This is a genomic window from Microbulbifer mixtoriginis (SeqCode), from assembly GCF_052468275.1.
The window spans coordinates 3,263,807-3,288,538 of sequence record NZ_CP174341.1 but is presented as its reverse complement, the minus strand read 5'-3'; the positions used below and the strand labels follow the sequence as shown (position 1 = coordinate 3,288,538).

Below are 24,732 nucleotides of genomic sequence, written 5' to 3'. Positions count from 1 at the left end.
TAGTTGATAATTGATATGACAATATTTGCAGGTGAAGTATCTCTGGAAGAGTTACAGCAGCGGGTTCTTTTAGCTTATCAAAGGGTGCGGGGGGAGACAGAGTGTCTTGCTGCACCTTTATCTGTCGAGGATATGCAGCTGCAGTCGATGCCGGATGCGAGCCCAACCAAGTGGCACCTGGCGCACACCAGCTGGTTTTTTGAAACATTCTTACTCGCTCCTTACCTCCCCAATTACCAGCTTTTTGACCCGCATTTTCACCATCTTTTTAATTCCTACTATAACAGTTTGGGTACCCCATACTCCAGACCGCAAAGGGGGGTAATCTCCAGGCCTGGAATTGAGCGCATCTACGCCTATCGCCAGTCTGTAGATACGGCAATAGAACAGCTGTTAGATATAGCCCCCATTACTTCAACCATTAGTGCTTTGCTGGATCTTGGCCTCAATCATGAGCAGCAACATCAAGAATTACTGCTGACTGATATCAAGCATGCTCTATCGATGAATCCAATGGCACCTGCTTATTGTGATAATACTCACGAAGAAGAAGCTGAGAGTGTTGCTGCACTTTGCTGGCTGGAAATACCCGGCGGATTCTATGGTATCGGTAGTGATGGGGAGGATTTCTTTTTTGATAATGAAGGGCCTGTACACCAACAGTTTCTGCCTGACTTTTCAATTGCTTCACGTTTAGTCAGTAACGCTGAATATCTGGAGTTTATTGAGGATGGAGGCTATCAACAGCATCGCCTGTGGTTGTCGGATGGTTGGTCACTGGTGCAAAAGAACGCTCAGAAACATCCTTTGTATTGGCGTGAAACGAAAGACGGTTGGCAGCAATATACGTTACATGGGTTACAACCTCTGAATGGTTTTGAACCTGTGCATCACCTTTCGTTTTATGAGGCGGATGCCTTTGCCACCTGGGCCGGCAAAAGACTGCCAACAGAATTTGAGTGGGAAGCAGCGGCTTGTCACTTGCGACAAGTAAATCAGCTTGCCAGTGCCAACTTGTTGGAAAAACGTTATCTGAAGCCCTTGGCGGCTCAAAATGGCCATACCCAGTTCTTGGGGGATTTGTGGGAATGGACTTCTAGTGCTTATTTGCCATACCACGGTTTTAAGGCCCACAAGGATGCAGTTGGCGAGTACAACGGCAAATTCATGTGTAACCAGAAGGTCTTGCGCGGAGGATCCTTCGCAACCCCATCTGATCATATCAGAATCAGTTACAGGAATTTCTTTTATCCACATCAAGCGTGGCAATTTACCGGTGTCCGATTGGCAGGAGACTAAAGTGAAAGCAGCCGTATCGACAGTTATTGAGAATCAACTCCAGAATAATGAATTCCTGGAGGATGTTTTGGAAGGGTTAGGGAGAAAAAGAAAGACATTGCCCTGCAAATACTTATACGATGAAGTTGGTTCACGCCTGTTTGAGGAAATCTGCGATTCACAAGATTACTACCTGACCCGAAATGAGGCGGATATATTTACAACCTATCGGGATGAAATTGCTCAAAAATTTGGACCTGAAACACTGCTGATAGAACCAGGTGCAGGGAATTGTGAGAAGGTAGAAGAGCTTCTTGATGCTATGGATTCCCCCAGGGGCTACTGCCCAATAGATATTTCTCCCGAGATTTTACTGGAGGCAGGAAAACGGATCAAAAAGAGTTTGCCGGGAGTTCAGGTGTGGAGTGAGGTGGGTGATTTTTCCCAATCTGAGGTATGGAACAAGCTTATTCATGTTTCCTCAAGAAAAAAAGTTATCTTTTTTCCGGGGTCCACAATAGGAAATTTTGAGCCATTGGAGGCGGAGTGCCTCTTGAAATTGTTTGCCTCGAACCTTGATGCTGGCGATGGCTTGTTGATTGGTACAGACCTGGTCAAGGATTCTGTGATTTTAGAGCGAGCCTATAACGATAGTGATCACGTTACTGAGCGGTTTAATCTGAACCTTCTGCAAAGGATCAATGTTGAGCTAGGAGCAAACTTTGATCTTTCTCTATTCGCGCATCGAGCATTTTACCACCCGTTGCGTCAGCGAGTGGAAATGCACTTGGTTTGTCTTAAAAACCACAGTGTTTCTATAGCGGATACATGTATAGACTTTATTGAAGGGGAAACAATCCATACTGAAAATAGTCACAAGTATTCAATTGCTGGATTCAAGAGTTTACTGGCTCACAGTGGATTTGAGTCCGTTTGCTTTTGGCAGGATTCTGCTAAGACTTATGTGATTCATTACGCTCAGGCTATTTAAAATTTGAATAAAGAGGTGGCAGTTGAAAAGGATTTTTTTATTGCTTCTATTTGCTATCGCACTAGTTGGTGGTGCTGTCGCAGAAAGCGGTGATGACGCTGCGGAACTTATTGTTTATAAGCATCCTTTATGTTTTTGCTGTAAAAAATGGATGGCGCACCTAAAGGAAAAGGACTTCACGGCCACCTCTGTTTTTAAAGTGAATATGCAGGAGGTTAAACGTAAATGGGGTATTCCTAGAGGAATGGAAGGCTGCCACACAGCGGTATGGCGCGATCAGTATGTTTTTGAGGGGCATGTTCCGGCTATGTATATCCAGAATTTCCTGGCCTCACCGCCAGTGGGTAGTGTGGGGCTAATAGTTTCAGGGATGCCGGTTGGGAGCCCTGGAATGGAAGATGGTGAAAAATTCGAACCTTATAATATCTATTTGTTGCTCCAAAATGGCGATTACCGTTTATACGCGCGTATAGAGAAACCTAAAAAAGCTTAAGTATATCTAAATGGCTTCTTTATGACTCACTACTGTAGGTTTTGTTGCTGTTTACTGCCAGGATGCATACCAGAGAATCCAGATATAACTTATCAGTACGCTTATAAAACTGACTGGCAGCATCAGGTAAAAGAATTGCCAGAAATTAAAAGGCTTTACCCCGAATTTCTCTGCCTGCTGTAGCACGATAACATTACTGGCCGCGCTAATAATAAACAGGTTGCCGGCAACTGTAGATATTGCGGAAAGCATCATTAAGGTTTGGGGGTCACGTTGATGCAAAAGGTTAAGGTAGATCTCTACTACTGGTACATTGGAGAATAGCTGGCTTGCAAAGAAGCTGACAAAAGCTATGGTCTCTGGTTCTGCTAAATCAATATTGCCCATTTTCAGGAAGTGCTGGAGAGAGCCAGATTGTAGAAGTGATCCGGTTACAACAAACATAGAAACAAAGAAAAAAAGAGTAGGCCAGTCTACCTCTCTTAATATCCGTCTGCGTTCATGGCTGGCCAAATATATCGGCAAGCAAGCGGCTAGCCCGATTTGCCCAATACTTGGGTGATATATGCCATCCACGTTGTGTAGGATACTGGCAAGGACAATAAAGATTAATAATAGGGCTGCAGATAAAAGTGCCGGCCACTTTTGCGTAACCTTTTCCGTCTCACTGTACTCTTTACTAGCTTCGTAATTGATTATATCGCTGGTTTTGAAAAAACGTTTCAGCCATAGCATGGACAGAAACATAGTGACGATAGCGGGTACAAGAGTCCACTGGGCAAAAACGACAAACATATTGTCGAAGTTCCCTGCGTTGGCAATCAGTATGTTTTGGGGATTGCCTACGGGGGATACCATGCTGCCAATTGTGACTGTTGCACAGAGTGTAATCAGGAGTGGAATCAGTCCCCATTTCATATTCCGTGCAAGTACAATTGCAATGGGTACACCGATTACAGCAGCGGCATCATTGGTAAGAAGGGCTGCACAAATTGCCATTACGAGGATATAACTTATTAATACAAGACTTGGATGCTTGATTGAAAGAATCCGATGGCTGATTTGCGCGGATATCCCTGTATCGTACAGAGCTGAGGCAATAGAGAAGACCGAGAATAAATATAATATCAGATCCCAATCTATGGCCCAGAAAGCCTCTCTAAAGGTAATTTGACGCATGAGCAGCAAAGCGATCGCACCAAGGGTCATAATATGCCAGATGCGAATCGTGGAGGGGAGCCACTGCCGGGCAGCAATCATTAAGAAGATGATCGCCGATACTATCAGGCTAAGGGACATTGGCGCAGCCTCGGATGTCGTCTCTGCTTACTGCTACTCTAAAAATCATTCTCCGCTTCTTATACTTGGTGTCAGGGCATCCACCTGGGCTGATAAATCCCACAATAAGACTTATCTATGAGTTTAAACAAGCCTCTTCTTTTTACGAACTTCTTCGCGGGAGATGTGGTTGCAGGTTTAGGTCCTTATTTGGCGATATACCTGTTGTCAGCTATGCACTGGAAGCCAGGGGATATTGGCATTGTTTTAGCTATTGGTGGCATCACCACGGTTTTATTACAAACACCCGCAGGGGCTTTTATTGATAGCACCCGCTTTAAGCGTATGCTAATAGCAACTTGCGGAATCATTATTGCGATTGTCTCTATCGCTATTGTTGCACTGGCCAATCACAAACCTGTCATTTATGGCTCCCAGGTGTTAATGGGGGCGGCTATTGCTTTCGTGGCTCCCTCTATTGCAGCCATTACTCTGGGAGTTTGTAGTGATAAGACTTTTACATTACAGACAAGTGCCAACCAGGCGGCCAATCATGCGGGCAATGTATTTGCTGCGGCGATTGCTGGAATTGTAGCGCTAACGATCGCTGCGGAAGGGGTTTTCTGGTTGATGGCCGTTATGGGCGTATTAATGGCTATCTCAGTTGGATTTATTCCTGCTCATTCAATTGATCATATTCGAGCACGGGGAGGCGAACGGCGCGATGTTTCGGGAAAAAGGGAGCCTGCCGGTTTTTCTGTATTGCTTACCGATAAACGCCTGATCGCTTTGGCTGTGAGTGTTTTTCTATTCCATTTTGGCAATGCGGCTATGTTGCCTCTGGTCAGCCAGAAGCTGTCACTCAATTCGAATGTGAACCAGGCCATTGCTTTTACCTCTGCCTGCATAATTGCTGCGCAATTTTGGATGATGTTGATGTCACTAATGTGTGCAGCCAAAGCCGATGCCTGGGGACGTAAAGTTATCTTTATGATCGGTTTTTGTATTAACCCAATTCGTGCGCTCTTGTTTATGTCTACAGATAACCCTTTCTTTTTAGTGGCTATACAGTCGTTAGACGGTGTGGCCAACGGCATCTTTGGGGTGATCATCATTCTGATGTGCGCCGATCTTACTAAGGGTACAGGACGCTTCAACATTACTCAGGGCGCCATGGCTGCTTTAGTGGGTATTGGTTCTGCCTGCAGTAATTTCTCGGCAGAATATGTTGTTCAGTACTTCGGGTATAACGCCGCGTTCTTATCGCTGGCGGGGATTGCCACTATTGCCGCAACCTTCTTTCTGATCTTCGTGCCTGAAACCATGTCCAAAACTAGGGTTCAGCTGCAGTAATAACACACGATACCCGTCGCCTCTCCCAACATATGTCCTCGCAGGTTATATACTGATGATATTCGCGCAATATTTTCGAGGGATAGCTACCCCTCATGCTTCGCGAAGCCAGCTCTGCTTGGTCTCTATATAGAAGTGCCTAAATTGAGCAGAGTAGGGCAGGTAAATAGCAATAGCGGAATCCGGTATATGACTGATCAGTTTATCCCCGCCACAGGCCTTGGAAACTGTCATATTCAAACCGTCTTTGGCCGTGTGCATCGCCCAGCTCCATGGATAGAAACCCAGTGCCGTTGGTATGAAACACCGGACGGGGATTGTCTCGCACTACTCACTCCTCGCCCTTTGGTTGATGACCCTGAACTCCCATTAGTCTTGATTCTCCATGGTCTAGGTGGCTCGGTGGCTTCTCCCTATGTCCAGGGTATGATGGAATCCTTACTCGCACGCCGCTACCAGGTTGCTGTCATGCACTTCCGCGGTTGTGGGGGTGTGCCAAACAGGTTGCCCCGGGCATACCACAGTGGAGATAGTGAGGATCCACGTTGGTTGGTAGAACAGCTGAGGGGGGAGTTACCCCTGACCCCAATTACGGTGGTGGGTTACTCGTTGGGTGGCAATGTACTGCTTAAGATGTTGGGGGAGGATGGAACCTGCAGCCCGGTGGCTGCGGCGGTGGCGATATCTTCTCCAATGGATCTCCATGCGTGTAGTCGCAAGATTAATACTGGCCTTTCCAGACTTTACCAGCGCCATCTTTTGAGTTGCCTGCGCCTCACTCTCAAACAAAAGGCGCAAGACCCCTGTATGGCGGCAGCTCTGCCAAATGTGGATGATGCTACGGTCTTTGCCAACTTCCGGTGCTTTGACAACACCTTTACCGCGCCCTTACACGGGTTCCGGGATGTTGATGACTATTACACCAAGGCATCTAGCAAGCATCTTTTACGGGAAATTGGGGTGCCAACGATGATCGTAAACTCTGTGGATGATCCCTTCGTTTGTCCATCGGCTATTCCCGAGAAGAGAGAAGTGAGCTCCATGGTGCAGTTAGAAGTCACTTTACAGGGGGGGCATGTGGGATTTGTTGGGGGTTCTGTGTGGCGGCCGAATTATTGGCTCGAACATAGAGTCCCCAAATTTCTCGACTTTGTCATGCGGCGGAATAGAGCTTGAATACTCGGCGTCGCTGTTGCGACGCTGAGTAGTTGGGTCAGACGGTTAGCAGCACTGACTACCAGTGTCGCTACTGCTTATTGAAGGGTTAGTAGCCCCCTCAGAGAAAGGCATCTCTCGACCGCAACCGGGAAATAAACCGAAGTGCTGGGAGAAGTCACCGATAAAGTCAAAGTGGGGAGCTAAGCGCGTTTCTGCCAGCATTTTCCACGTATTACCGCAGACAGAAAACACACGCCCTTTCTCAATCCGGTGGTGCCCATCTAGTACAAATTCAGTCGGTAGTTCTGGAATGCTCCCCTTATAAACTACAGCCTGGCCATAGTCTTCACAGTCCTTTTCCAAGCCTGCCAGTTTGAAAAGACGGTAGCTGGCGGAGTAAAAGCGAACACTACCACAGCGGGCAAGCAGAAGCGCATTGGTCACTTCCAGTGGGCGACTTTCCACCAGTCGGCTATCGCGGAAGCCGCTGTCCTGGGCCAGTTCGAGGAAATCGTTCCAGTAGAGAGCGCCACCCAGGCACTCGCCGATGAGTTCCGGATCCGTGCGCAGGGTGTCAGGGACACGCCTATCGGCATACACATCGGAAAAGTAAAACTCCCCACCTTCCTTTAATAATTGATATAGGCTTCGTAACACGGCCCCTTTGTCGGTAGAGAGGTTCACGACACAATTGGAGACAATAACATCGAAACTACCCGGTTCCAGGCCGAGTTCATCCAGTTTTTCGATATAACCATGCAGAAAGGTGATGTTGTCATAGCCAAACTTTTCCGCATGATAATCCTGGTGCTGGCGGGCAACTTGTAGTTGTTCATCGGTCATGTCAATGCCGACCACTTCACCGCTTGCTCCCACGAGTTGGGAGAGGAGGTAGACATCGCGACCTGAACCACAGCCAAGATCGAGAACCCTGCAGCCTTCTAAAAGCGGGGGACAAACGAGCCCGCAACCGTAATAGCGGGATAGGACTTCTGGATGTATATTGGCTAGTAGCGGCTTCAACCAACTTGGCACCGCACTGGCATCGCAGCAGGCATCAGTTTTGAGATCTGATGTGCTTTTTAGCTGGCGTCCGTAGTAGTCCTGAACAATATCATGCATGGAGCATACCTTTCGCAGAGTGATTTTCCTTTCGGGCGCTGGGCGCCATTCGAGGGTTATTTTTTACCTGTCCTTTCTTTTTGTAACAAGTCCCGCTGCTTCACGACTAATAACTTTGTGATTGTGTTGTTAGTACCGGCAGAGGGAATTAAGTTGCCTTTTGGTGTCAGGGTGAGCTGGCTGTTAGATAATTCTCGCTTTTTAGTTAATATCGCCGGTCTCCGCTTCGATTTTATGAGGGAACGTAGTTGAGCGATTACCTTGCCCCTGATGCTTCGCCTGAACCAAGAGTTGAGGAATCCTTGCAGAACCCCCAGTTTCTGGTGGATCTGCGCCAGCAGATGCTTCGTTTTGCCAGCTTGCAGTTGCAGGATGCCCAATTGGCTGAAGATGCTGTGCAAGAGGCCCTTATGGGAGCCCTGAAAAACTCCCGCAGCTTTACCGGGCGATCGGCCCTGAAAACCTGGGTGTTTGCCATCTTGAAGAATAAAATTGCCGACATTTTGCGACAACGGCAGCGCTTTGTTGATGCAGACCAGCTGGTGCGTGGCGATCGCGAGGAGCACGATCACGACGAGTTATTTGATCAAACCGGCCACTGGAGAAAGGATGAGCGACCAAAGAAATGGGCAGACCCCGAGTCGGCCATTCACGACAAGCATTTTTGGCGAATCTTCGATGCATGCCTCAATCATCTGCCTTCCCGTCAGGCGCAAATATTTATGATGCGAGAATTCATTGAGCTGGAGAGCCACGAGATCTGTGCCGCAGCAGAGATTTCGGTGAGCAACTTAAATGTGACACTGCACCGGGCGCGCCTGCGATTACGTGAATGCCTGGAAGATAACTGGTTTGGCGTGGAGGGCTGAGTCAATGAAATCGTGCCGGGAAGCTACGCGGTTGATGTCGGAGTCCCAGGAGCGCAGGCTGCACTTGCGAGAGCAGGCCAGCCTTAAGCTGCATTTGGCAATGTGCGCCCCATGTAGAAACTTTGGCAAACAGCTCAGCATCCTCCGTGGTATCAGTAAATCCTATGCCGAGGGTGGGCCGGAAAGAACAGAGGACTAACTTTCCTATAAGTCTCCCAGCGCCATAAACCCAACAGGGAGTTTCAGTTAGGCGCTGGAAGAATTTCAAGCTATCGCCGCGGCCGCCGTGGTGCTCCTACATGCCGATAGGCGATATGCCCTGCCACGAAATGGGGTTGATACCAATAAGACCCACATCGCTCATAGGTCACATTACCGACCGTCACACTGACACAGCTTGGAGGTAGTGTGTAGAGCCAGCCACCAACACCCACGGCAGTAACCCCCCAATATCTAGGGCCTGGATAGGGCCAGTGTCGAGGGCGCCAGGGTGGAGGGTAAGGAGGGTGACGGTGGTGCCCCGGGCGAATAGGGTGAAATGGTGGATGGTTTGGGAACCTGCGCTCAAAGTCCCCCCGTGCAAATTCGCCGTGGAAGCCTCCTCCGGGTCCTGGGCGAACCGCATTGAAGTGTCCACCCACATTAAAATGCGCGCCGCGCCCACCAAAATGCTCGCGCGCCTCCACCTGAGAGCTGAACACTGCGGCGAGCAGAGTTCCGGAGAGTAATAGTGGTGCCGCCCATAGTGACAAGGCTCGCGACTTACGATGCTTAGCATGGATCATTGTGGCGCCTCCTGCTTGTTTGGCTCAGCCTTTTTAAACGGGATTTGTTTGTGCTTCCCGGTAGCTGGAGTGAACTCTTTTGCCGCTTCTGGTTTGGTCTTCATCCATTTAAGTGTCGCGATAAAGCGCGGCTTGGCTGGATCGCGGGTATTAACGGTGGATATGCGAAGTGGTAGGGGCTTATCACCAACCTGGATCCAGATCTCCCAGTCCAGGTTTTCCGAACGGAAAGCCCAGTGCTTGGTACGTTGCCCGTTAACTTTGGGAGAGTTAACCAGAAAGCCCTCCTTGATCCCTGCCCAGGCGTCCGGTTTGCGCCCCCATTCCAGAAGGTCTGCAAAAGGTACTTCAATGCCGTATTCCTTTGCTGCCTTGGAGAGTACTTGGGAGGTGGGTTGAGAGGCCTCCATTTCTGCAAAATAACCATTGCGCGGGGCAATCATGGTGAACTTGCCACCATTGTGAATAAAGTTCCGAGTAATTGAATCAGTAGTCATATCCACGCGCAGTTTATCTGGTGGCATTGCCATGTATCTGACTTTGCCCCCGATCAATAACTTTTGCTCATTCTCAAGTACTACATCGGCAAAAATTCTGGCTTTGAACATCAGCATCTTCATGCTCGCCAGGTATTTTCCCATTGCCTTCAGTGCCTCCATGGCTTTGGGATCAATAGCTTCACCATTTTGGTCAACTCCCGCCAAGGACTGAGAGCTTTGCCCTTGTCCAGATGAGGTATCTGGTGGTGAAGAGGGTTGACCTTGACCGGTTGTGTCTCCCGGTGGCGCAGGGGGTTGGCCCTGACCGGTAGTATTGTCACTAGGAGCTGGGGGTTGGCCCTGCGGTGGATTGTTTGAGCCCCCCTGCTGGTCCTGGGTCGGCGGACTACCTGGCTGAGGCGGCGGGGGAGTGGGCTGTGCAACTACGGCCGGAATTAAGGCTATTGACACAGCAAGAAGCATTGCTCTGGTGTGGCAGCCAAGTGGATGAGGGGCAAGCATATACAGATACCTCCCGGTACAAACTCAAGTTAATGGCATCAAAATCAGTGTAGAGGAGTTGAGGGTGACCAAATGGACAGGGGGCTCACTTTGCTGACTAGGGCTTCTATTTCTCAAAGCCGTTGGCGGTGCACAAATTCTGAGAGGGTTTTCTGTTTGAGCTATCCTGACATGTTTGCTAGAGTCCAGAATAAGATTTTGTGGTCCCCTTGTTCATATGAACCTAGTTAGGCTGTCTTTTTTATTGATCGCACTGCTGGTCTTCCAGACCGCAGGGGCTTTCTATGACAGTCATGAAGAACTGCAGGATGTAACGGAGCATCTACTTCCCCACCATCTGGACCAATCTGATCTCAATAGTGAATTCACTTCGCCGGAACTTGGCGAGGTGGTTCAAGTTTCGCTCCCTGTCGATGAGCCCGCGCAACAGTCACCACTTCTCGACTTTTGTAATCACTGTTGCCACTGCCATGGCAGTACCGTTGCCGGACTGCTCGGACAGTCATTCCAACCCTTTCTCTGGGGTACCATTTCTTATCGTGAAGTGATTAATGTCGCGGTACCCAGCGGTTACTTCTCTCCCTTACTGCGCCCACCTATAACCCAAGTCTGATCGATCTATTACTGCGTGAGTTAAGAGAGTCGCAAGACCCAACTCACGTATATGGGATGTGATTTGGGAGATATCCATGGATTTGTTTCACACGCTCATTGCGAGTGTGATTCGTCGCCTTGCCGCCTGGCTATTGGCGATGGCGATATTGTTTTTGCCTGTGCAACCTGTATTTGCACAGGAGGGGGACTTGCTAACACTACCGGATGCGATAGGGCTTACGCTTGCGCAGAATCCGGAGCTTGCAGTTTTTCCATTGCAGAAAAGGGGTTTGGATGGTGCCGGGCAGACTGCGGCACTAAAGCCGGAGATGGAGCTGGGTGTTGAGGCCGAGTACAAGCACTTCAATGAAGGTGACTCGGACAATACTCCAGATCCAGAGGATGATGCCGACAATGAGTTTGAGCTGACGGTAACTCTTTCTTCAGTCGTGGAGCTGGGCAATAAACGCCAGGCTCGTATAGATGTTGTCAATGCGCAGCGCGACCTGCTAATCGCTGATGAACAGGCTAAGGCTTTGGATCTGTTGGCGGAAGTGATCCGCCGCTATACCCAGGTCTTGGCCGCCCAAGAGCTGGTGGTTTTGGCGGAAGAGAAAGTCGCGCTGGCACGTGAGGCTTTGAGCGCTGTAAGCGCGCGGGTCAGTGCTGCGGCCAGCCCCATCTCAGAGCGTATGCGTGCGGAGTCTTCTCTGGCAAAAGCGATCCTCGCACAACAGATGGATCAGAGCATGCTGGTGTACTACAAGCATGCGCTCTCGGCACTCTGGGGGCAGCCAGCCCAAAATTATCGCGTGGACACCGCTGAGCTTTATCGCTTTGATCCGGGTGCAAGTTTTGAGGCGCTTTATGAAAGAGCCCAGGCAAACCCTGCGATAGCACGATTTGCTTCTGAAGAGCGTTTGCAAGCCTCCCGGCTACGCCTGACCCAGGCGAATTCCAGACCGGATGTTGGATGGTATGCAGGTCTTCGTGTGAATCCGGCAGTGAATGAAACTGCAGTCCAAGCGGGTTTCAGCGTCCCCCTATTTACCGCCAAACGTAATCGCGGTGCTGAGCTAACGGCAATGACAGAGCTGGATGAAGTCATGCTGCGTCGTGAGGCAGCACTTTTGCAGCTCTACCCACAGCTTTTTCTCGCAGTGACCAGCCGCGAACAGGCCCTGGGTACTGTCTCCACCTTGCAAGACTCTGTAATCCCTAAGCTACGCCAGGCTTTGACTGAAGTGGATCGCGCTTACCGCAGGGGTAGGGATTCCTATGTAGACCTGATTTCTGCCCGGGATGAATTGTTGAGTGCTGAGCGAGCCCGTATTGAAGCGGCGAGATCCGTACTTCTTTTCGGCGCGGAAATTGAACAGCTGACCGCCGGACCCTTGGGGCCCATGAGCGTCGATAGCAGTAAATAATTTTGGATTGAAATATGAGTGAGTCAACTAAAGCGAATCAGCTGGCGATACTGTTCCTTTCCCTGTTTCTCTTGGGGAGTTGGTTGGTGCCCCAAAGCTATGCAAGTGGTGATCATAGTGATAGCCATGGTGAACACGGCGAGCATGAGGTAGAAAAAGGCCCAAATGGAGGCCGTTTATTGGAAAAGGGTGATCTGTCAGTTGAGCTGCTTATTTATGAGCGAGGCATTCAGCCGGAATTTCGCGCTTGGATTTCTCGGGGAGATAAGCCTCAGGAAAATGCTCGCCTTGCCGTAGAGTTAAAGAGACTCGGTGGGAAAGTGGATCGTATCTCATTTACCTGGGAGCAACGCAACGGGTATTACCGCGGTGAAGGTGCTGTAGGGGAACCGCATTCTTTCGATGTTGCTGTTTCTGTTCTTCATAACGGGGAGCGAGCAGAATGGAGTTACGAATCCCATGAAGGCCGTGTACAAATATCTGAGGAAATGGCAATAAAAGCCGGCATTGAAACTGCTGTTGCTGGCTCCGGCACAATAAAAGAGAGTGTCACTCTATACGGTAAAACAGCCGTTGATCACCGCAGCCTTAGCCATGTGCGCGCACGCTACCCGGGAACTCTGGTCACTATCGAAAAAGCACTGGGTGATTTGGTAGAAAAAGGGGAAAAACTCGCTACGATTGAATCCAATGACAGCCTGCAAACTTACCCGCTGGTTGCGCCTATTAGCGGCCAGATAATCGATAAACAAGCCAGCCGTGGTGAGTTTAGTGGTGAGCGAGTCCTGTTTACTATCGCCAATTACAATCAATTGTGGGCTGAACTACAGGTATTTCCCACTCGCCGTGGCCAGATCAGTCGCGGCCAAAAAGTATCCATTAAAGCTGGAGAGAGAACTTTCGATTCAACCATTGCTAGCCTCGCTCCCGGCGGTAATGGCCAGCCCTTCGCGATTGCAAGAGCGGTAATTGAGAATCCTAACGATCTTTGGACAACCGATTTAATGGTTCAGGGCCAAGTGGTAACCAGTGAAAGTCCTGTACCTCTCGTGGTGGAAAATCGGGCTCTGCAGCCATTTCGCAATTGGACAGTGGTATTTGTCAAGGTGGGCGAAGCCTACGAGATTCGCCCGCTTAAGCTTGGGCGTACCGATGGCAAAGTAACGGAAGTGCTAAGTGGCCTCAAAGCGGGGGATCGCTATGTCACTGAGAACAGCTATCTGATCAAAGCGGATATCGAAAAATCCGGCGCTGCACATAATCACTAATTGAGGCCAGAAGATGATTGAAGGCATCCTGCGCTTCTCAATTGAGCGGCGTTTTTTCGTGCTGTCCCTGATCTTTGTATTGGTGGGACTGGGGATTTGGAGTTACCAGAAACTGCCGATTGATGCGGTCCCCGATATTACCAATGTCCAGGTACAGATTAATACTGAGGCCCCCGGATACTCGCCATTAGAAGCTGAGCAACGGATTACCTACCCGGTGGAGGCAGCTCTTGCCGGTCTCCCCAACTTGGAATACACCCGTTCGATTTCCCGCTATGGGCTATCCCAGGTCACTGTGGTTTTTAAGGAGGGGACTGATCTCTATTTTGCCCGTAATTTAATTAACAGTCGCCTCGGTGCCATAAAGAGCAATTTACCCCCGGAGCTGGAGCCCGAGATGGGGCCTATTGCCACCGGTCTTGGTGAGATCTTTATGTACACAGTGGAGGCAAACCCCGGCGCTACCCAGCCGAACGGGCAGCCCTACGATGCCACGGCACTGCGGGAAATTCAGGATTGGATTATCAAGCCGCAATTGTCTTTGGTGCCCGGTGTTACAGAAGTAAATACCATTGGCGGCTACAACAAACAGTATCACGTTACTCCCAATCCTCGGCAGATGCTCAACTTTGGTCTCTCCATGGAAGATATCGCCGAAGCCCTGCGTCGGAATAACGAGAGTCGAGGTGCCGGCTACCTGGAGAATAATGGTCGTCAATTATTAGTGCGCTCACCAGGCCAGTTACAAGATATCGCCGAAATTGAAGATGTAGTGATTACCAGTCGCAGTGGGGCGCCGGTTAAAGTTTCGGACGTGGCGGAAGTGGCTATCGGCAAGGAACTGCGTACCGGCGCTGCCACGCGTGATGGTGTAGAAACGGTACTGGGTACCGCCATGATGCTTGTGGGGGAGAACTCCCGAGAGGTAGCCCGCAATGTTGCGGTTGCCTTGGAGGGAGTAAAGTCTACGGTGCCGGAGGGTATTAAGGTAGAAGCGGTTTACGACCGCACCACTCTGGTAGATAAAGCTATTGCTACGGTACAGAAAAACCTTATCGAGGGGGCATTACTGGTTGTTGTAGTGCTATTCCTGTTACTGGGGAATATTCGAGCGGCTTTTATCACCGCAGCAGTAATTCCGCTTTCTATGCTTGCCACAATTTTCGGTATGGTGCAAACCGGTGTTTCCGCAAACTTGATGAGCCTTGGCGCTCTAGACTTCGGATTGATTGTCGATGGGGCGGTGATTATTGTCGAGAATGCCATTCGCAGACTTGCCGAAGCCCAGGGCCGTAAAAGTGGTAAGTTGCCCTTGCAAGAGCGATTGGAACTGGTTTTTCAAGCCACTAACGAAGTTATTCGCCCGAGCTTGTTTGGTGTGTTGATTATCACGGTGGTGTATATACCATTGTTCACCTTAACCGGTGTGGAAGGCAAGATGTTCCACCCCATGGCTGCTACTGTAGTAATGGCTTTGCTGGCTGCGCTGGTACTTTCACTGACAGTTGTACCGGCAGCGGTTGCTGTTTTCCTCACAGGCAAAATCAGTGAGAAAGAAAACAAGCTGATCGTTGCTACCAAATCTCTTTATAAGCCAATGCTAATCGCTGCGATGAAAGTGCGCTGGCTGGTACTTTCCGGGGCTCTTGCACTAGTACTTTTTTGTAGCTGGCTTGCAACCACCCTGGGCTCGGAATTTATTCCTCAATTGAATGAGGGAGATATCGCACTACACGCCTTGCGGATTCCCGGCACCGGTTTGGAGCAATCGGTCGAGATGCAGCGCTTGTTGGAACAGCGAATTAAAGAGTTTCCCCAGGTAGACAAAGTATTCGCAAAGATAGGCACGCCAGAAGTGGCCACAGACCCAATGCCCCCCAATGTGGCCGATAATTTTGTGATCCTAAAACCCCGGAGCCAGTGGCCTAATCCGAAACTACCTCAAGAGCAGCTGGTAGCAGAGATTGAAGAAGCTGTGCGTCAGTTGCCAGGTAACAACTACGAATTTACTCAGCCAATTCAGATGCGCTTTAACGAACTGATTTCCGGGGTGCGTGCAGATCTGGGCATCAAAGTATTCGGCGATGATCTGGATCAGCTGGTGGCCTCCGCTAATGAAATCCTCGGTGTGCTCAATGGTATTGAAGGGGTTGCCGATGCGAGGGTAGAGCAGGTAGAGGGACTGCCGGTTCTCTCTGTTGTTCCCAAGCGTATCGCACTTGCCCGCTACGGTATTGATCTGAAAACACTGCAGGATTTGGTATCCACCGCGATTGGTGGGGAGGAGGCCGGATTGATTTACGAAGGAGACCGTCGTTTCCAATTGGTAGTCCGCCTGCCGGAGGAGCTACGTCGTGATTACGAAAGTCTCGGTGATTTACCTGTGCCGTTACCCGCCGGTAGTCCACTGGGTAGCTATGTGCCATTGTCTGAAGTCGCCAGTTTGGAGATGACGCCAGCTCCAAATCAAATAAGCCGTGAAAATGGCAAGCGACGTGTGGTGGTAACAGCCAACGTACGCGACCGTGATCTGGGTTCTTTTGTGGAAGAGGCGAGGGCGAGTATCAAGCAGCAGGTATCCCTGCCAGCAGGATATTGGCTTGCCTATGGGGGTACCTTCGAACAGCTGGAATCCGCAAGTACCCGCTTGTCAATCGTAGTGCCGCTAACGTTGCTTATCATTCTCGGCTTACTGGTAATGGCTTTTGGATCGTTTAAGGATGCCCTGATTATCTTTACCGGAGTCCCCTTGGCGTTGACTGGGGGTGTCCTGGCTCTATGGATGCGTGGTATGCCACTGTCGATCTCTGCAGGAGTTGGCTTCATCGCCCTATCAGGTGTGGCAGTCTTAAATGGCCTGGTAATGCTCTCTTTTATCCGTCAATTACGCCAGCAAGGAGGCGGGCTTTTCACTTCAATTATCGATGGCGCCATGACCCGTCTGCGTCCGGTGTTGATGACTGCATTGGTGGCCAGCCTCGGCTTTGTGCCTATGGCTTTGAATGTAGGTACAGGAGCTGAAGTGCAAAGACCCCTAGCCACGGTAGTGATTGGGGGAATTATTTCTTCGACATTGTTGACGTTATTTGTATTGCCACTGCTTTATCGGATTGTACATGGCAGAGAGGAGGCTAATAGGGACACAAGGATAGCCGAATAAACTGATTAGCTTACTCATACTACCTCAGGGAGTTAGAGTTAGTATGAGTAGGGCTCCTATTGCAGACCATACGATAGCTGACAAATATGCCAATATTCTGTCTGGTTTAAACATACTGGGGCTACGATTCTTTGAATCGTAAGTGGTTTTTTAGTAGCCATAGTTTTCAACGTAATTTACTTTGCATCTGAAATTTTGAGTGTCCAAACAAAGTTGGGGATTTCAAAATGACTGAAAGTTACTGGAAATTTAAACCGTTTGTAGGGGTGTTTTTGGGCGCTGCTTGGTTCACATCCCTGGTCCTTGGTCTTAAATTTTGGGAGATGACACACACAGCAACATTATTTCCAAGCTTACCTAGAGCAATGCAATTTGCTCTAGTCTTGTCTTTAACTGGAGTAATAATATTTGTATTAGCAGAGCTCATCGTTTTAAGATTTCAAATTAATCAGAATAAATGTTTTCAGCACCTCGAAAGGTGCTGGACTCTATACTTGCTCGCTATATTAATTTTTACTTACTTTGTGGCTCATTTGTCGAATTCTAATGAGCATGTAGAGGCTCCTCTAATAGCATTAGCTGCCGCACTCATGTTGTTATTCTTGGGTATTTGTATTGATATAGTGATGTTCAATCTATATAGGTGGGTGGCACTAATTAAGAATTAAAAAATAAAGCGTCTCTAGTCATCAAGTCATTTATTTGGCGATATTCTCATGATGCCACTTGTTCCCATTATATCAATTTATCAAACGATGGCTTTGCCAAGGGGGATCAAAAGCAAAGAGTAGGTAAAGAAGTGAGATAAAATTGAACGAGTGATTCAGGTTCAAGCTACTGGAGCGCCTTTGCTGGTTTGTTGGGTTTCTTCTACTACGTTATGCTTTCTTATAGAAATCTACTTTATCCGTGAATCTTGAATGATATTTTTGAGAAGTTAACGAAATACCTGAACAGATTTTTGGAGGTTTCACTTTCTGGACCACTGTGCTGGGCTTAGTTCTCTTGTTGGCGAAGGCCATTATGATTATTGAGCCCAGGCAGTATCACTTTGCACTGTTTTTAGGTGGTCACTAGAAAATTGCTATGTCCAGTTTTAACTTGAGTATTTCTTACCTTTCATGGATGGATAAAACTCCTGCTGAGCTCAGTCTTAAGATCACATAACCATGTGATCTTCTGTCCGATCCTTAAAGTGCAGTATCAGGTGTCGTCGGACGTATATCTTGCCTACCAGGCGCAGCTGAAGTCTATTGATACGGTCGGGGCTATCATTTTTGCCAATTATAATAATCTTGAAGGCGTCTACATCAATAAGAAGCAGACTACCGACAAAGCTAAAGAAAGTCTTTGTAGGTTCAACCTGTCAAGGCAACACCCTGTTTAATAACCTGCTTTGGTGTCGCAAAGTTCAGTATTTTTCTTGGCCTGCTATTAAGCTCGTTAGCAACTTGATTGAGTTTCCTCTGAGTATGCTGCGCCAAGCATGTCTTTTTTGGAAAGTACTAACGGATTAAGCTGTTGGTATTCTCATTCGTTCCCCTTTGCCAGGGGCTCTGAGGATCGCAGAAGAAGACAGGAACACCTGTCTTTTCCGTAAATTCAGCGTGCTTCGCCAGCTCCATTCCTCGGTCCCACGTCAGTGATTGGCAAAGCTCTTTTGGCAGTTTTTTAAACTTAGCAACAAGCGCCTGGTTCACAGAAGTCGCATCTTTCCCTTTCAATTTAAGAATGATCGTATACCGCGATTTTCGATCAACAAGCGTGGCAATATGAGTGTTGTTTGAACCTGACACTAAGTCACCCTCCCAATGACCTGAAACACATCGTTCTTGTATCTCCTGAGGACGCTCCCTTATCGATGTACCGTTGACGATGTTGATAGTACCGCGCTCGCCTTTACGTGAATGTTGTTTGCTGTGAGACCGACGCAAATGCTTTACTAGCTTATGATGAAGTGCTGTACGCACACGGAAGTATAGTGTTTTATAGATAGTCTCTGCTGATATCTTCATTGATTCATCAGCCTGATATGTTTTCCGTAACCAACCCGATATCTGCTCTGGTGACCAGTTCAACTCTAATTTTTCCAAAACAAGCTTCTTTAGCCTCGGGTTTTGCTCCAGCAAATACGGCTTGGGACGCCTTGCCATCCGGTTTGCACGGTTGTTTGCGTCTACTGCTTTATAGTATCGTCGCCCCCGATTTCTCTGAATCTCACGCGAGATTGTGGATGGATTCCGATTCAAGGAGCGAGCGATTGCTCGAATACTTTGTTTTGCAGAAAGACCCGCACGTATTTCCTCGCGTTCGGCTAATGTGAGGTGTTGAGGAGATGGCTTTCTGGGTATTGGTTTAATTCCGCCAGTATCTCTCAAAACAGTAAAAATGGTTCCTGGCTTAGAATCTATGGCATTGGCAATTTCACTAAAGCCAATGCCCTTTTTCCAAGTGTCGAAAATCCACTCTTTTTCTTCTGCTGTAAATATGCGCTTCATTCAATGATCCCCCGATAAGCCATATTCCTACAGGGGTGTTGCACTGATCAATTGAATCTACATTCGCCACTTTATCCATGACTTTGGAGTAGAGACTGTGGATGCCCACTCGGATGGGACTTGGTTAAGCAATGAGAATAGTGCTATGGCATAGATTATGAGGTTCTAATATTGTTTCGAAAGGATTCTGCTGCGAGAAACCACCTATATCCCCGCGTTTTACTAAACATGTATTATCGTTTTAGTTATGTTTCTTTATTGTTTTATATTGGTGGATTACAGTGTCATCAGACAATAGCAGCTATTCAAATGAAACACTCCATCTGGAACTTAAGTCAAAAAAAGAATGTGATTCTTGCGTCGAGCCTATAGTTCATAAGTATGGTGAGAATAAGATTTGTGTCACTGATAAAGTGGGATTTCCTGCCTTAGAAAATAGATCCCCACTGGATTTAGTATTACACAGTGGAGAGGGGTACATCCCCCTTTGGGGGGAAGATGTAACTCTTAGGTGGAAATTTGATGAAGAGTCTTTGCGGTATTTTAAAAACCCAGACGAAGTAAAAAACTATATTCGGGCTCTACTTGGGGAGGCCTTGTTAAAGTGGGGGGATGCTTCTCCGGTCAAATTTAATGAGAACCTAAATGTTTGGGACTTTAAAATTAGAGTAGAGCCTGTAGAAAGTTGTAGTGTGGTAGGCTGTACATTAGCGCGTGCCTTTTTTCCTAATTCGGGGCGTAATGAATTGGTGCTCTTTCCCACAATGTTTGAACAAAGTCGGAAAGAGCAGGTTGATACTATGATTCACGAGCTGGGCCATATATTTGGATTAAGGCATTTCTTTGCTGATTTGAAAGAGAAAGCTTGGCCCAGTGTGATCTATGGTGTGCATAAGCCGTTTTCCATTATGAATTATGGCGAAAAAAGTGAGCTCACCGAAGCTGATAAGAATGACTTGAAAACTCTTTATGATTTAGCTTGGTCTAAACAGTTGACCGAAATTGATGGGGCGAAAATTAGATTTGTTAAACCATATCATGAGGCTATTGAGCAGGCATCTGTTTTCGTTGAGGTTTCAATTGTGTAAACTCTAAAGTGCTCTAGAATGGATGGGCTAGTGAAGTGTAGTGGTCAACTGTAGCAGTTCAGACTTGATCTGATAGTTACCGGTTTTTTCAAAAGGTGCTTTGTCAGGTCATATTCAGTTTACGAGTTTTTCCTTCCAGATCTTTTCACCAAGGTCAATGCGATCATTATCGTAATATACGAGCCATTTTCCCAGATCCTTTTTTAGATCTTTAATTAATCCATAGAACATTCGACGCAGTGAGGGCTGCTGAAGCCCCTGCAAAATAGTTTTATGGGAGCGTTTACAGATAGCGTTCGTTTGTAGGCGCTTGACTGTTGGCTTGGTAAGCTCTATCTCGTTGATGCTCAAGTTCAACTGATAATCAAGCTGCTTCAACTTGCCACAATATTCAGTTCCGCAGTAAGGGTACACAGTACCGGTAGGTCATGGATGGCATAAAATACTTATACATGGCCTTCCAGAAAAGTCTCTCGCGGTCATTGGTGTTTGGTGCTATACGGCTCGCAGTGGGTTACCCTTGCAAAGGTATCGACAGTTGGGCGATAGGGAGTGCTGGAAAAGCTAGTGGCCAGAATTCATAGTCCAAATCTTGTTGGTTAAATCCGGGCGTTGCTCGCCATCTGCAATTGAAAAGGCATCACTTATTAGCGATGCCTTTTGCTTTTATAAGATAAAACTCACTTCTATAGGTTGTTTTATCTATTGTGCTTTATGCATAGTTTCAGTGACTTCGACTCGACTTTCAATTGTCAGGCCAGACTGTTTTATTGCATTGAAAGCTTCTAACAAATCATTGCCTTCTTTAATTTTCAAGATGGCAATATCAGTACCAGGAAATACCGACAATACTTTCATGCCGGTAGCTTCAGCTACTTCAGATGCAGTAACATTTTTACTTAATAAAATTGTTACGTTTCCAGTTAGAGTTGTTAATTCTTTCGTTATTGTGTTTCGTACTATTGTACCTTTACCGACAATATCTTTTACAGAGTCGTCACCAATATTCACTATAGCTACTTCACCTTTTCTTGCAACAATATGTTCAGGTGCAGCAATCGATGATGGGACACTTTTCAGTGATCGCTCAACTTTAAAGATACCAAACTCAGCAGAACTTGTTCTTGCTGCAGGTAAAGTTCTTGGCTGTTTGGTAATAATGTCTTTCTTATCCATGCTGTCAACAGCGTTAGCTTGAGCCATACCTGATAAACATACTGCAGCAGTTAAGATCATTAATTTGTTAAACTTCATTGTATTATCCTTCTTATTGAGCAGCACGACCGAACGCTCTTAATGATACACCCTCTAGAACACTCTCTACGGGGTTGTTTATCATGCCTGTTGGCTTCTCTTCTGTCTCTTCATTTACAAGAATAACGAGACCATCTGTGTCACTGAATTCTAAGTTAGTATCACCGGTATCTAGTGCCTTGATGGTCCAAGTTCCCTTGGCATTTTCACCATAAAACGCATTAGATAGGAATACGGCACCATCTAAGATATAACCCATGCTATATCCATTTGCAGAACTCCAAGAAGCATCCAATAATGCCTGCTTAGAGGAGAGTAAAACGCTCCTAGTACCTGAAGGAGAGACTACTTCAAGCGCCAGGTCGTTACCTGCAGAAGAGAGTAGATTATCATTTATGAAAGAGCCCATATCATCATTGCGGATATCAAACTCGAATTGCATAGCTTCAATAATGATATCTTCAGTTACTTCGATTTGTTGGGTTACACCAGCTGCACTGTTGTCTGGAATAGTTATCTCCATGGCAACTTCACCAGCTGTTGAGCCTAGACCTTTCCATTCGGTGATAATTTGCTCACCAAGAGTTTCTGAGTAGTCCAAAGCCATAGCTACAGCTGCACCGGCATCAACACGACCAAAGCCGTATAGGTTATTAAAGTTATAACCTGCCGCATTTTTAACCCAGCCGTCATGGGCAGAGAAAGAGCCACCAGGGAGTGTGAGCTTAACTTTTTCGTTTTCAGCGTCAATCAAAGTACTTGTTGAAGCCAAAATATGTCGAACGTCACGCCAGGTTAGTTCTGGGTTTGCGGATAAGATTAGAGACACAACACCTGATGCATTCGGTGCAGCGGAAGATGTTCCATTGAACGTTGAAGTATAGTTACAATTCACATTTTCCGGGTGACCTGGGTAGTTGAACGGGAATTGGCTAGCTGCAAAGTCTTCGCCATAGGCACCGCCCCAAGCGCTGATTGTTCCACCATTGAAGCCAGAATAACCATTGATGCAGGTCATTTGGTCTGTGGTTACCATTGCCGGTGCCCAACGACCATATTCACCCGCAGGAGCCGACACCATTGTGCTCGCGCCAGCTGTTGAGTAACTGGTATGTTTGCCATTTGCGTTCACCGCAGCAACACTCAAGTAGTATGGGTGGGCCTGACTAGGCTCAAACGCTGCGCTGTAACAAGTAAGGCCTAAATCCTTAGCGCCATTATCTTTACAGAAACTCCCTTCACGGCCGCCGCTTCTAAAAGAATTACCATTAGACTTAATGTTCAAAGCACCTTTGCCGCTTCGAAGCATAAGGTTAGGGTAAGACTCAATAGCTTCATCTAAAGCAGAGTACCCAATAAAACCTGGCCAGGTAATTCCGTAGCTGCGATTAAAAGCTGAGATTTTCTCATCTGTAGAAATTCCACTCCCAGGGAACCCGTGAATTAACAGCTCTGTTTGTTCTATTGTAGGCTGGCCTAACAGAGTCATACCGATAAGCCCGGTATCTGGGGCCACACCGCGGCTGCCTATATTGTTCCAGCCTTTAGCTGCAATCAAACCAGCGACACTGGTACCATGGTCACCGCTATTAGAAAGGTTCGTTGGATCAGTTCTATCAGTTGCTGATTCGAACAAGTTGAGAGAGCGATTTACTAGCACATTATCTATTAAATCTTCATGGTGAATTTCCAACCCCTCATCTACAACAACAGCTGTCACGCCTTCACCAGTTACTCCTTGAGCGTAAGCCGCGGCAACATTCATATCTTCACCAGCAACTAGCTCTTCGGCTTCACTTTCCAAAAGTGCTTCGGCAGCTTCTGCGGGAGTGTAAAATCCAGCATCGACCATTCCTTGAGCCATCTGCTCACTTATGGCATAAGATTTTTGGCCTGTATTGCGAAGGTGCCATTGCTGATAAGCTAGTGGGTCGTTTGCAACATTCACAAACTCAATTTTTGCAGATGTTGATGCATCATTTGCTGTTACGGAATAAGTAATTGAGACATCCTGGCCTGATATTGAAGTATATTCAAATTGGTTGCCCTCTAACTTTAGCTCACCATGACTAAAGGTATAAATAGAAACGTCATCTACTTTATTAATAGCTACATCATTCTCAGAGATACTATATGCTAAAGCATCGCCATCTTCATCGCTGCCCAGCAGCTCACCAGATATAGGTACCCACTGCTTTGCTCCATCTATAGTAACAGTGTCCGCCGTTGGAGGAATATCAGCAATGATTTCAATTTCCGCAGAAGCTGAAGCACCATTTGCTGTTACGGTATAAGTAATAGAGGCGTCTTGTCCTGAAATTGAAGTGTATTCAAACTGATTGCCGTTTACTGTTAACTCACCATGGCTGAACGCATAAACATCATCAGTTAAATTAATAGCTTTATCGTTTTCTGAAAAACTATAAGTTAAGGTGTCGCCATCAGGGTCGCTGCCCAGTAGTTCTCCAGATACTGGAATTCCTTGCTTAACACCGCTGATAGTCACATCGCTAGCAATAGGCGGTTTATCAGTGGGAGCAGGATCAGAAGATGAGCTACTATTACTATCACAGCCTGTTAATGTTAATAGAACAGCTGCTGAAATTACAGAAAGTCGAAACATCTTTTTATTCATTAAAATTCCCCATTGTCCCTATTTTAAGTAGTTATCGGGTTCTGGCATTATAAACCACCTAGTAGATATTTAGCCAACTAGATTAGGTTAACTTTATTCTGCATAAGATCTGACAAAAGGTATTATTGTGACATTCCATTACATTTAGGTTATTTAGTGTGCAATTAACATAGGAAGGAGGTAAATGACTTAAGCTAATCCAGTACTCATTGAGTTACTCAGGCTGCTGGGTACATTTTATGTGTGAAGCGATTGGGGGGAGTAAAATAAATTGGTTTGTGAATTTGAAGGTTACACCAGTATCCACAGCGGAAAGGGATATGCTTTCATGAGCTAGTATGATATTTAAAGTGAGCTGAAAGATTAAAAGCCCCTTTAAATATTACTTTACATGACCAACTTTCAAATAGGTTCAAAAGTAATTCAAGGTTTGAAGTTGACGCTTCAAATTATAGTGCCAAGAAATTTTGAGAGGCTTTT

Annotated in this window: 20 protein-coding genes and 1 pseudogene; 13 read left to right on the top strand and 8 right to left on the bottom strand. The window is 47.1% G+C overall.

Annotated elements, in window-relative coordinates; genetic code table 11:
• The first annotated feature begins 15 nt into the window (after positions 1-15).
• Genes egtB through ACJJIC_RS14255 form a run of 3 tightly spaced genes read left to right on the top strand, consistent with a single transcriptional unit; the run spans position 16 to position 2,762 of the window.
• Complete coding sequence (egtB, locus tag ACJJIC_RS14265; RefSeq protein WP_445357252.1) at positions 16-1,299, top strand: ergothioneine biosynthesis protein EgtB; 1,284 nt, start codon at positions 16-18, stop codon at positions 1,297-1,299.
• A gap of 1 nt (position 1,300) precedes the next feature.
• Positions 1,301-2,269 carry an L-histidine N(alpha)-methyltransferase gene (egtD, locus tag ACJJIC_RS14260; RefSeq protein WP_445357251.1) on the top strand — a complete coding sequence of 323 codons (969 nt, stop codon included), beginning with the start codon at positions 1,301-1,303 and terminating at the stop codon, positions 2,267-2,269.
• Between the two features lie 22 nt (positions 2,270-2,291).
• The gene (locus ACJJIC_RS14255) at positions 2,292-2,762 is read left to right on the top strand and encodes a DUF411 domain-containing protein (RefSeq protein ID WP_445357250.1); all 471 of its coding nucleotides are present in this window, start codon (positions 2,292-2,294) and stop codon (positions 2,760-2,762) included.
• A 51-nt stretch (positions 2,763-2,813) separates the two neighbouring features.
• Here the strand turns inward: ACJJIC_RS14255 and ACJJIC_RS14250 are convergent, their stop codons facing one another.
• Complete coding sequence (locus ACJJIC_RS14250; RefSeq protein ID WP_445357249.1) at positions 2,814-4,061, bottom strand: ArsB/NhaD family transporter; 1,248 nt, start codon at positions 4,059-4,061, stop codon at positions 2,814-2,816.
• 117 nt (positions 4,062-4,178) lie between these two features.
• Between ACJJIC_RS14250 and ACJJIC_RS14245 the strand changes: the two genes are divergently transcribed.
• Together ACJJIC_RS14245 and ACJJIC_RS14240 are read left to right on the top strand one after the other, a co-directional pair.
• The gene (locus ACJJIC_RS14245) at positions 4,179-5,393 is read left to right on the top strand and encodes an MFS transporter (protein ID WP_445357248.1); all 1,215 of its coding nucleotides are present in this window, start codon (positions 4,179-4,181) and stop codon (positions 5,391-5,393) included.
• Positions 5,394-5,582: 189 nt separating this feature from the next.
• A complete protein-coding gene (locus ACJJIC_RS14240; protein WP_445357247.1) occupies positions 5,583-6,569 on the top strand; it encodes a hydrolase in 987 nt (328 codons plus the stop codon).
• Between the two features lie 45 nt (positions 6,570-6,614).
• Here the strand turns inward: ACJJIC_RS14240 and ACJJIC_RS14235 are convergent, their stop codons facing one another.
• Entirely contained in the window at positions 6,615-7,673 is a 1,059-nt protein-coding gene (locus tag ACJJIC_RS14235) for a methyltransferase domain-containing protein (protein ID WP_445357246.1), read from the bottom strand.
• Between the two features lie 248 nt (positions 7,674-7,921).
• On the opposite strand from ACJJIC_RS14235, the gene ACJJIC_RS14230 reads away from it, so the two are divergent.
• Together ACJJIC_RS14230 and ACJJIC_RS14225 are read left to right on the top strand one after the other, a co-directional pair.
• The gene (locus ACJJIC_RS14230; RefSeq protein WP_252081768.1) at positions 7,922-8,542 is read left to right on the top strand and encodes an RNA polymerase factor sigma-70; all 621 of its coding nucleotides are present in this window, start codon (positions 7,922-7,924) and stop codon (positions 8,540-8,542) included.
• A gap of 4 nt (positions 8,543-8,546) precedes the next feature.
• The gene (locus tag ACJJIC_RS14225; RefSeq protein ID WP_444886313.1) at positions 8,547-8,741 is read left to right on the top strand and encodes a zf-HC2 domain-containing protein; all 195 of its coding nucleotides are present in this window, start codon (positions 8,547-8,549) and stop codon (positions 8,739-8,741) included.
• Between the two features lie 70 nt (positions 8,742-8,811).
• On the opposite strand, the gene ACJJIC_RS14220 is transcribed toward ACJJIC_RS14225, so the two are convergent.
• On the bottom strand, positions 8,812-9,327 hold the full coding sequence (locus tag ACJJIC_RS14220; protein ID WP_252081766.1) for a hypothetical protein: 516 nt from the start codon (positions 9,325-9,327) through the stop codon (positions 8,812-8,814).
• Complete coding sequence (locus ACJJIC_RS14215; RefSeq protein WP_445357245.1) at positions 9,324-10,328, bottom strand: DUF2092 domain-containing protein; 1,005 nt, start codon at positions 10,326-10,328, stop codon at positions 9,324-9,326. The genes ACJJIC_RS14220 and ACJJIC_RS14215 overlap by 4 nt, the downstream gene beginning before the upstream one ends.
• 217 nt (positions 10,329-10,545) lie before the next feature.
• Here ACJJIC_RS14215 and ACJJIC_RS14210 point away from each other — a divergent pair, with 217 nt between their 5' ends.
• From ACJJIC_RS14210 to ACJJIC_RS14190, 5 genes are all read left to right on the top strand, one after another.
• Positions 10,546-10,941 (top strand): hypothetical protein, encoded by a 396-nt coding sequence (locus tag ACJJIC_RS14210; protein WP_444900651.1) that lies wholly within the window; start codon positions 10,546-10,548, stop codon positions 10,939-10,941.
• 76 nt (positions 10,942-11,017) lie between these two features.
• A complete protein-coding gene (locus ACJJIC_RS14205) occupies positions 11,018-12,349 on the top strand; it encodes a TolC family protein (protein WP_445357244.1) in 1,332 nt (443 codons plus the stop codon).
• Between the two features lie 14 nt (positions 12,350-12,363).
• The gene (locus ACJJIC_RS14200) at positions 12,364-13,617 is read left to right on the top strand and encodes an efflux RND transporter periplasmic adaptor subunit (protein ID WP_445357243.1); all 1,254 of its coding nucleotides are present in this window, start codon (positions 12,364-12,366) and stop codon (positions 13,615-13,617) included.
• Between the two features lie 13 nt (positions 13,618-13,630).
• On the top strand, positions 13,631-16,777 hold the full coding sequence (locus tag ACJJIC_RS14195; protein WP_445357242.1) for an efflux RND transporter permease subunit: 3,147 nt from the start codon (positions 13,631-13,633) through the stop codon (positions 16,775-16,777).
• A gap of 227 nt (positions 16,778-17,004) precedes the next feature.
• On the top strand, positions 17,005-17,445 hold the full coding sequence (locus tag ACJJIC_RS14190) for a hypothetical protein (protein ID WP_445357241.1): 441 nt from the start codon (positions 17,005-17,007) through the stop codon (positions 17,443-17,445).
• Positions 17,446-18,135: 690 nt separating this feature from the next.
• Here ACJJIC_RS14190 and ACJJIC_RS14185 read toward each other — a convergent pair.
• Positions 18,136-19,275, bottom strand: a pseudogene (locus ACJJIC_RS14185) (IS30 family transposase).
• A 281-nt stretch (positions 19,276-19,556) separates the two neighbouring features.
• Here ACJJIC_RS14185 and ACJJIC_RS14180 point away from each other — a divergent pair.
• A complete protein-coding gene (locus ACJJIC_RS14180; RefSeq protein ID WP_444909511.1) occupies positions 19,557-20,363 on the top strand; it encodes a matrixin family metalloprotease in 807 nt (268 codons plus the stop codon).
• Positions 20,364-20,477: 114 nt separating this feature from the next.
• Here ACJJIC_RS14180 and ACJJIC_RS14175 read toward each other — a convergent pair whose 3' ends face one another.
• The 3 genes from ACJJIC_RS14175 to ACJJIC_RS14165 all read right to left on the bottom strand — a co-directional run bounded on the left by ACJJIC_RS14175 (position 20,478) and on the right by ACJJIC_RS14165 (position 24,252).
• On the bottom strand, positions 20,478-20,741 hold the full coding sequence (locus tag ACJJIC_RS14175; RefSeq protein WP_445357240.1) for a hypothetical protein: 264 nt from the start codon (positions 20,739-20,741) through the stop codon (positions 20,478-20,480).
• Positions 20,742-21,065: 324 nt separating this feature from the next.
• Positions 21,066-21,617, bottom strand: coding sequence for a serine protease external chaperone (locus ACJJIC_RS14170; RefSeq protein WP_444909512.1), 552 nt, complete (start codon positions 21,615-21,617; stop codon positions 21,066-21,068).
• Positions 21,618-21,630: 13 nt separating this feature from the next.
• On the bottom strand, positions 21,631-24,252 hold the full coding sequence (locus ACJJIC_RS14165; RefSeq protein ID WP_444909513.1) for a S8 family serine peptidase: 2,622 nt from the start codon (positions 24,250-24,252) through the stop codon (positions 21,631-21,633).
• Positions 24,253-24,732: the final 480 nt, after the last annotated feature.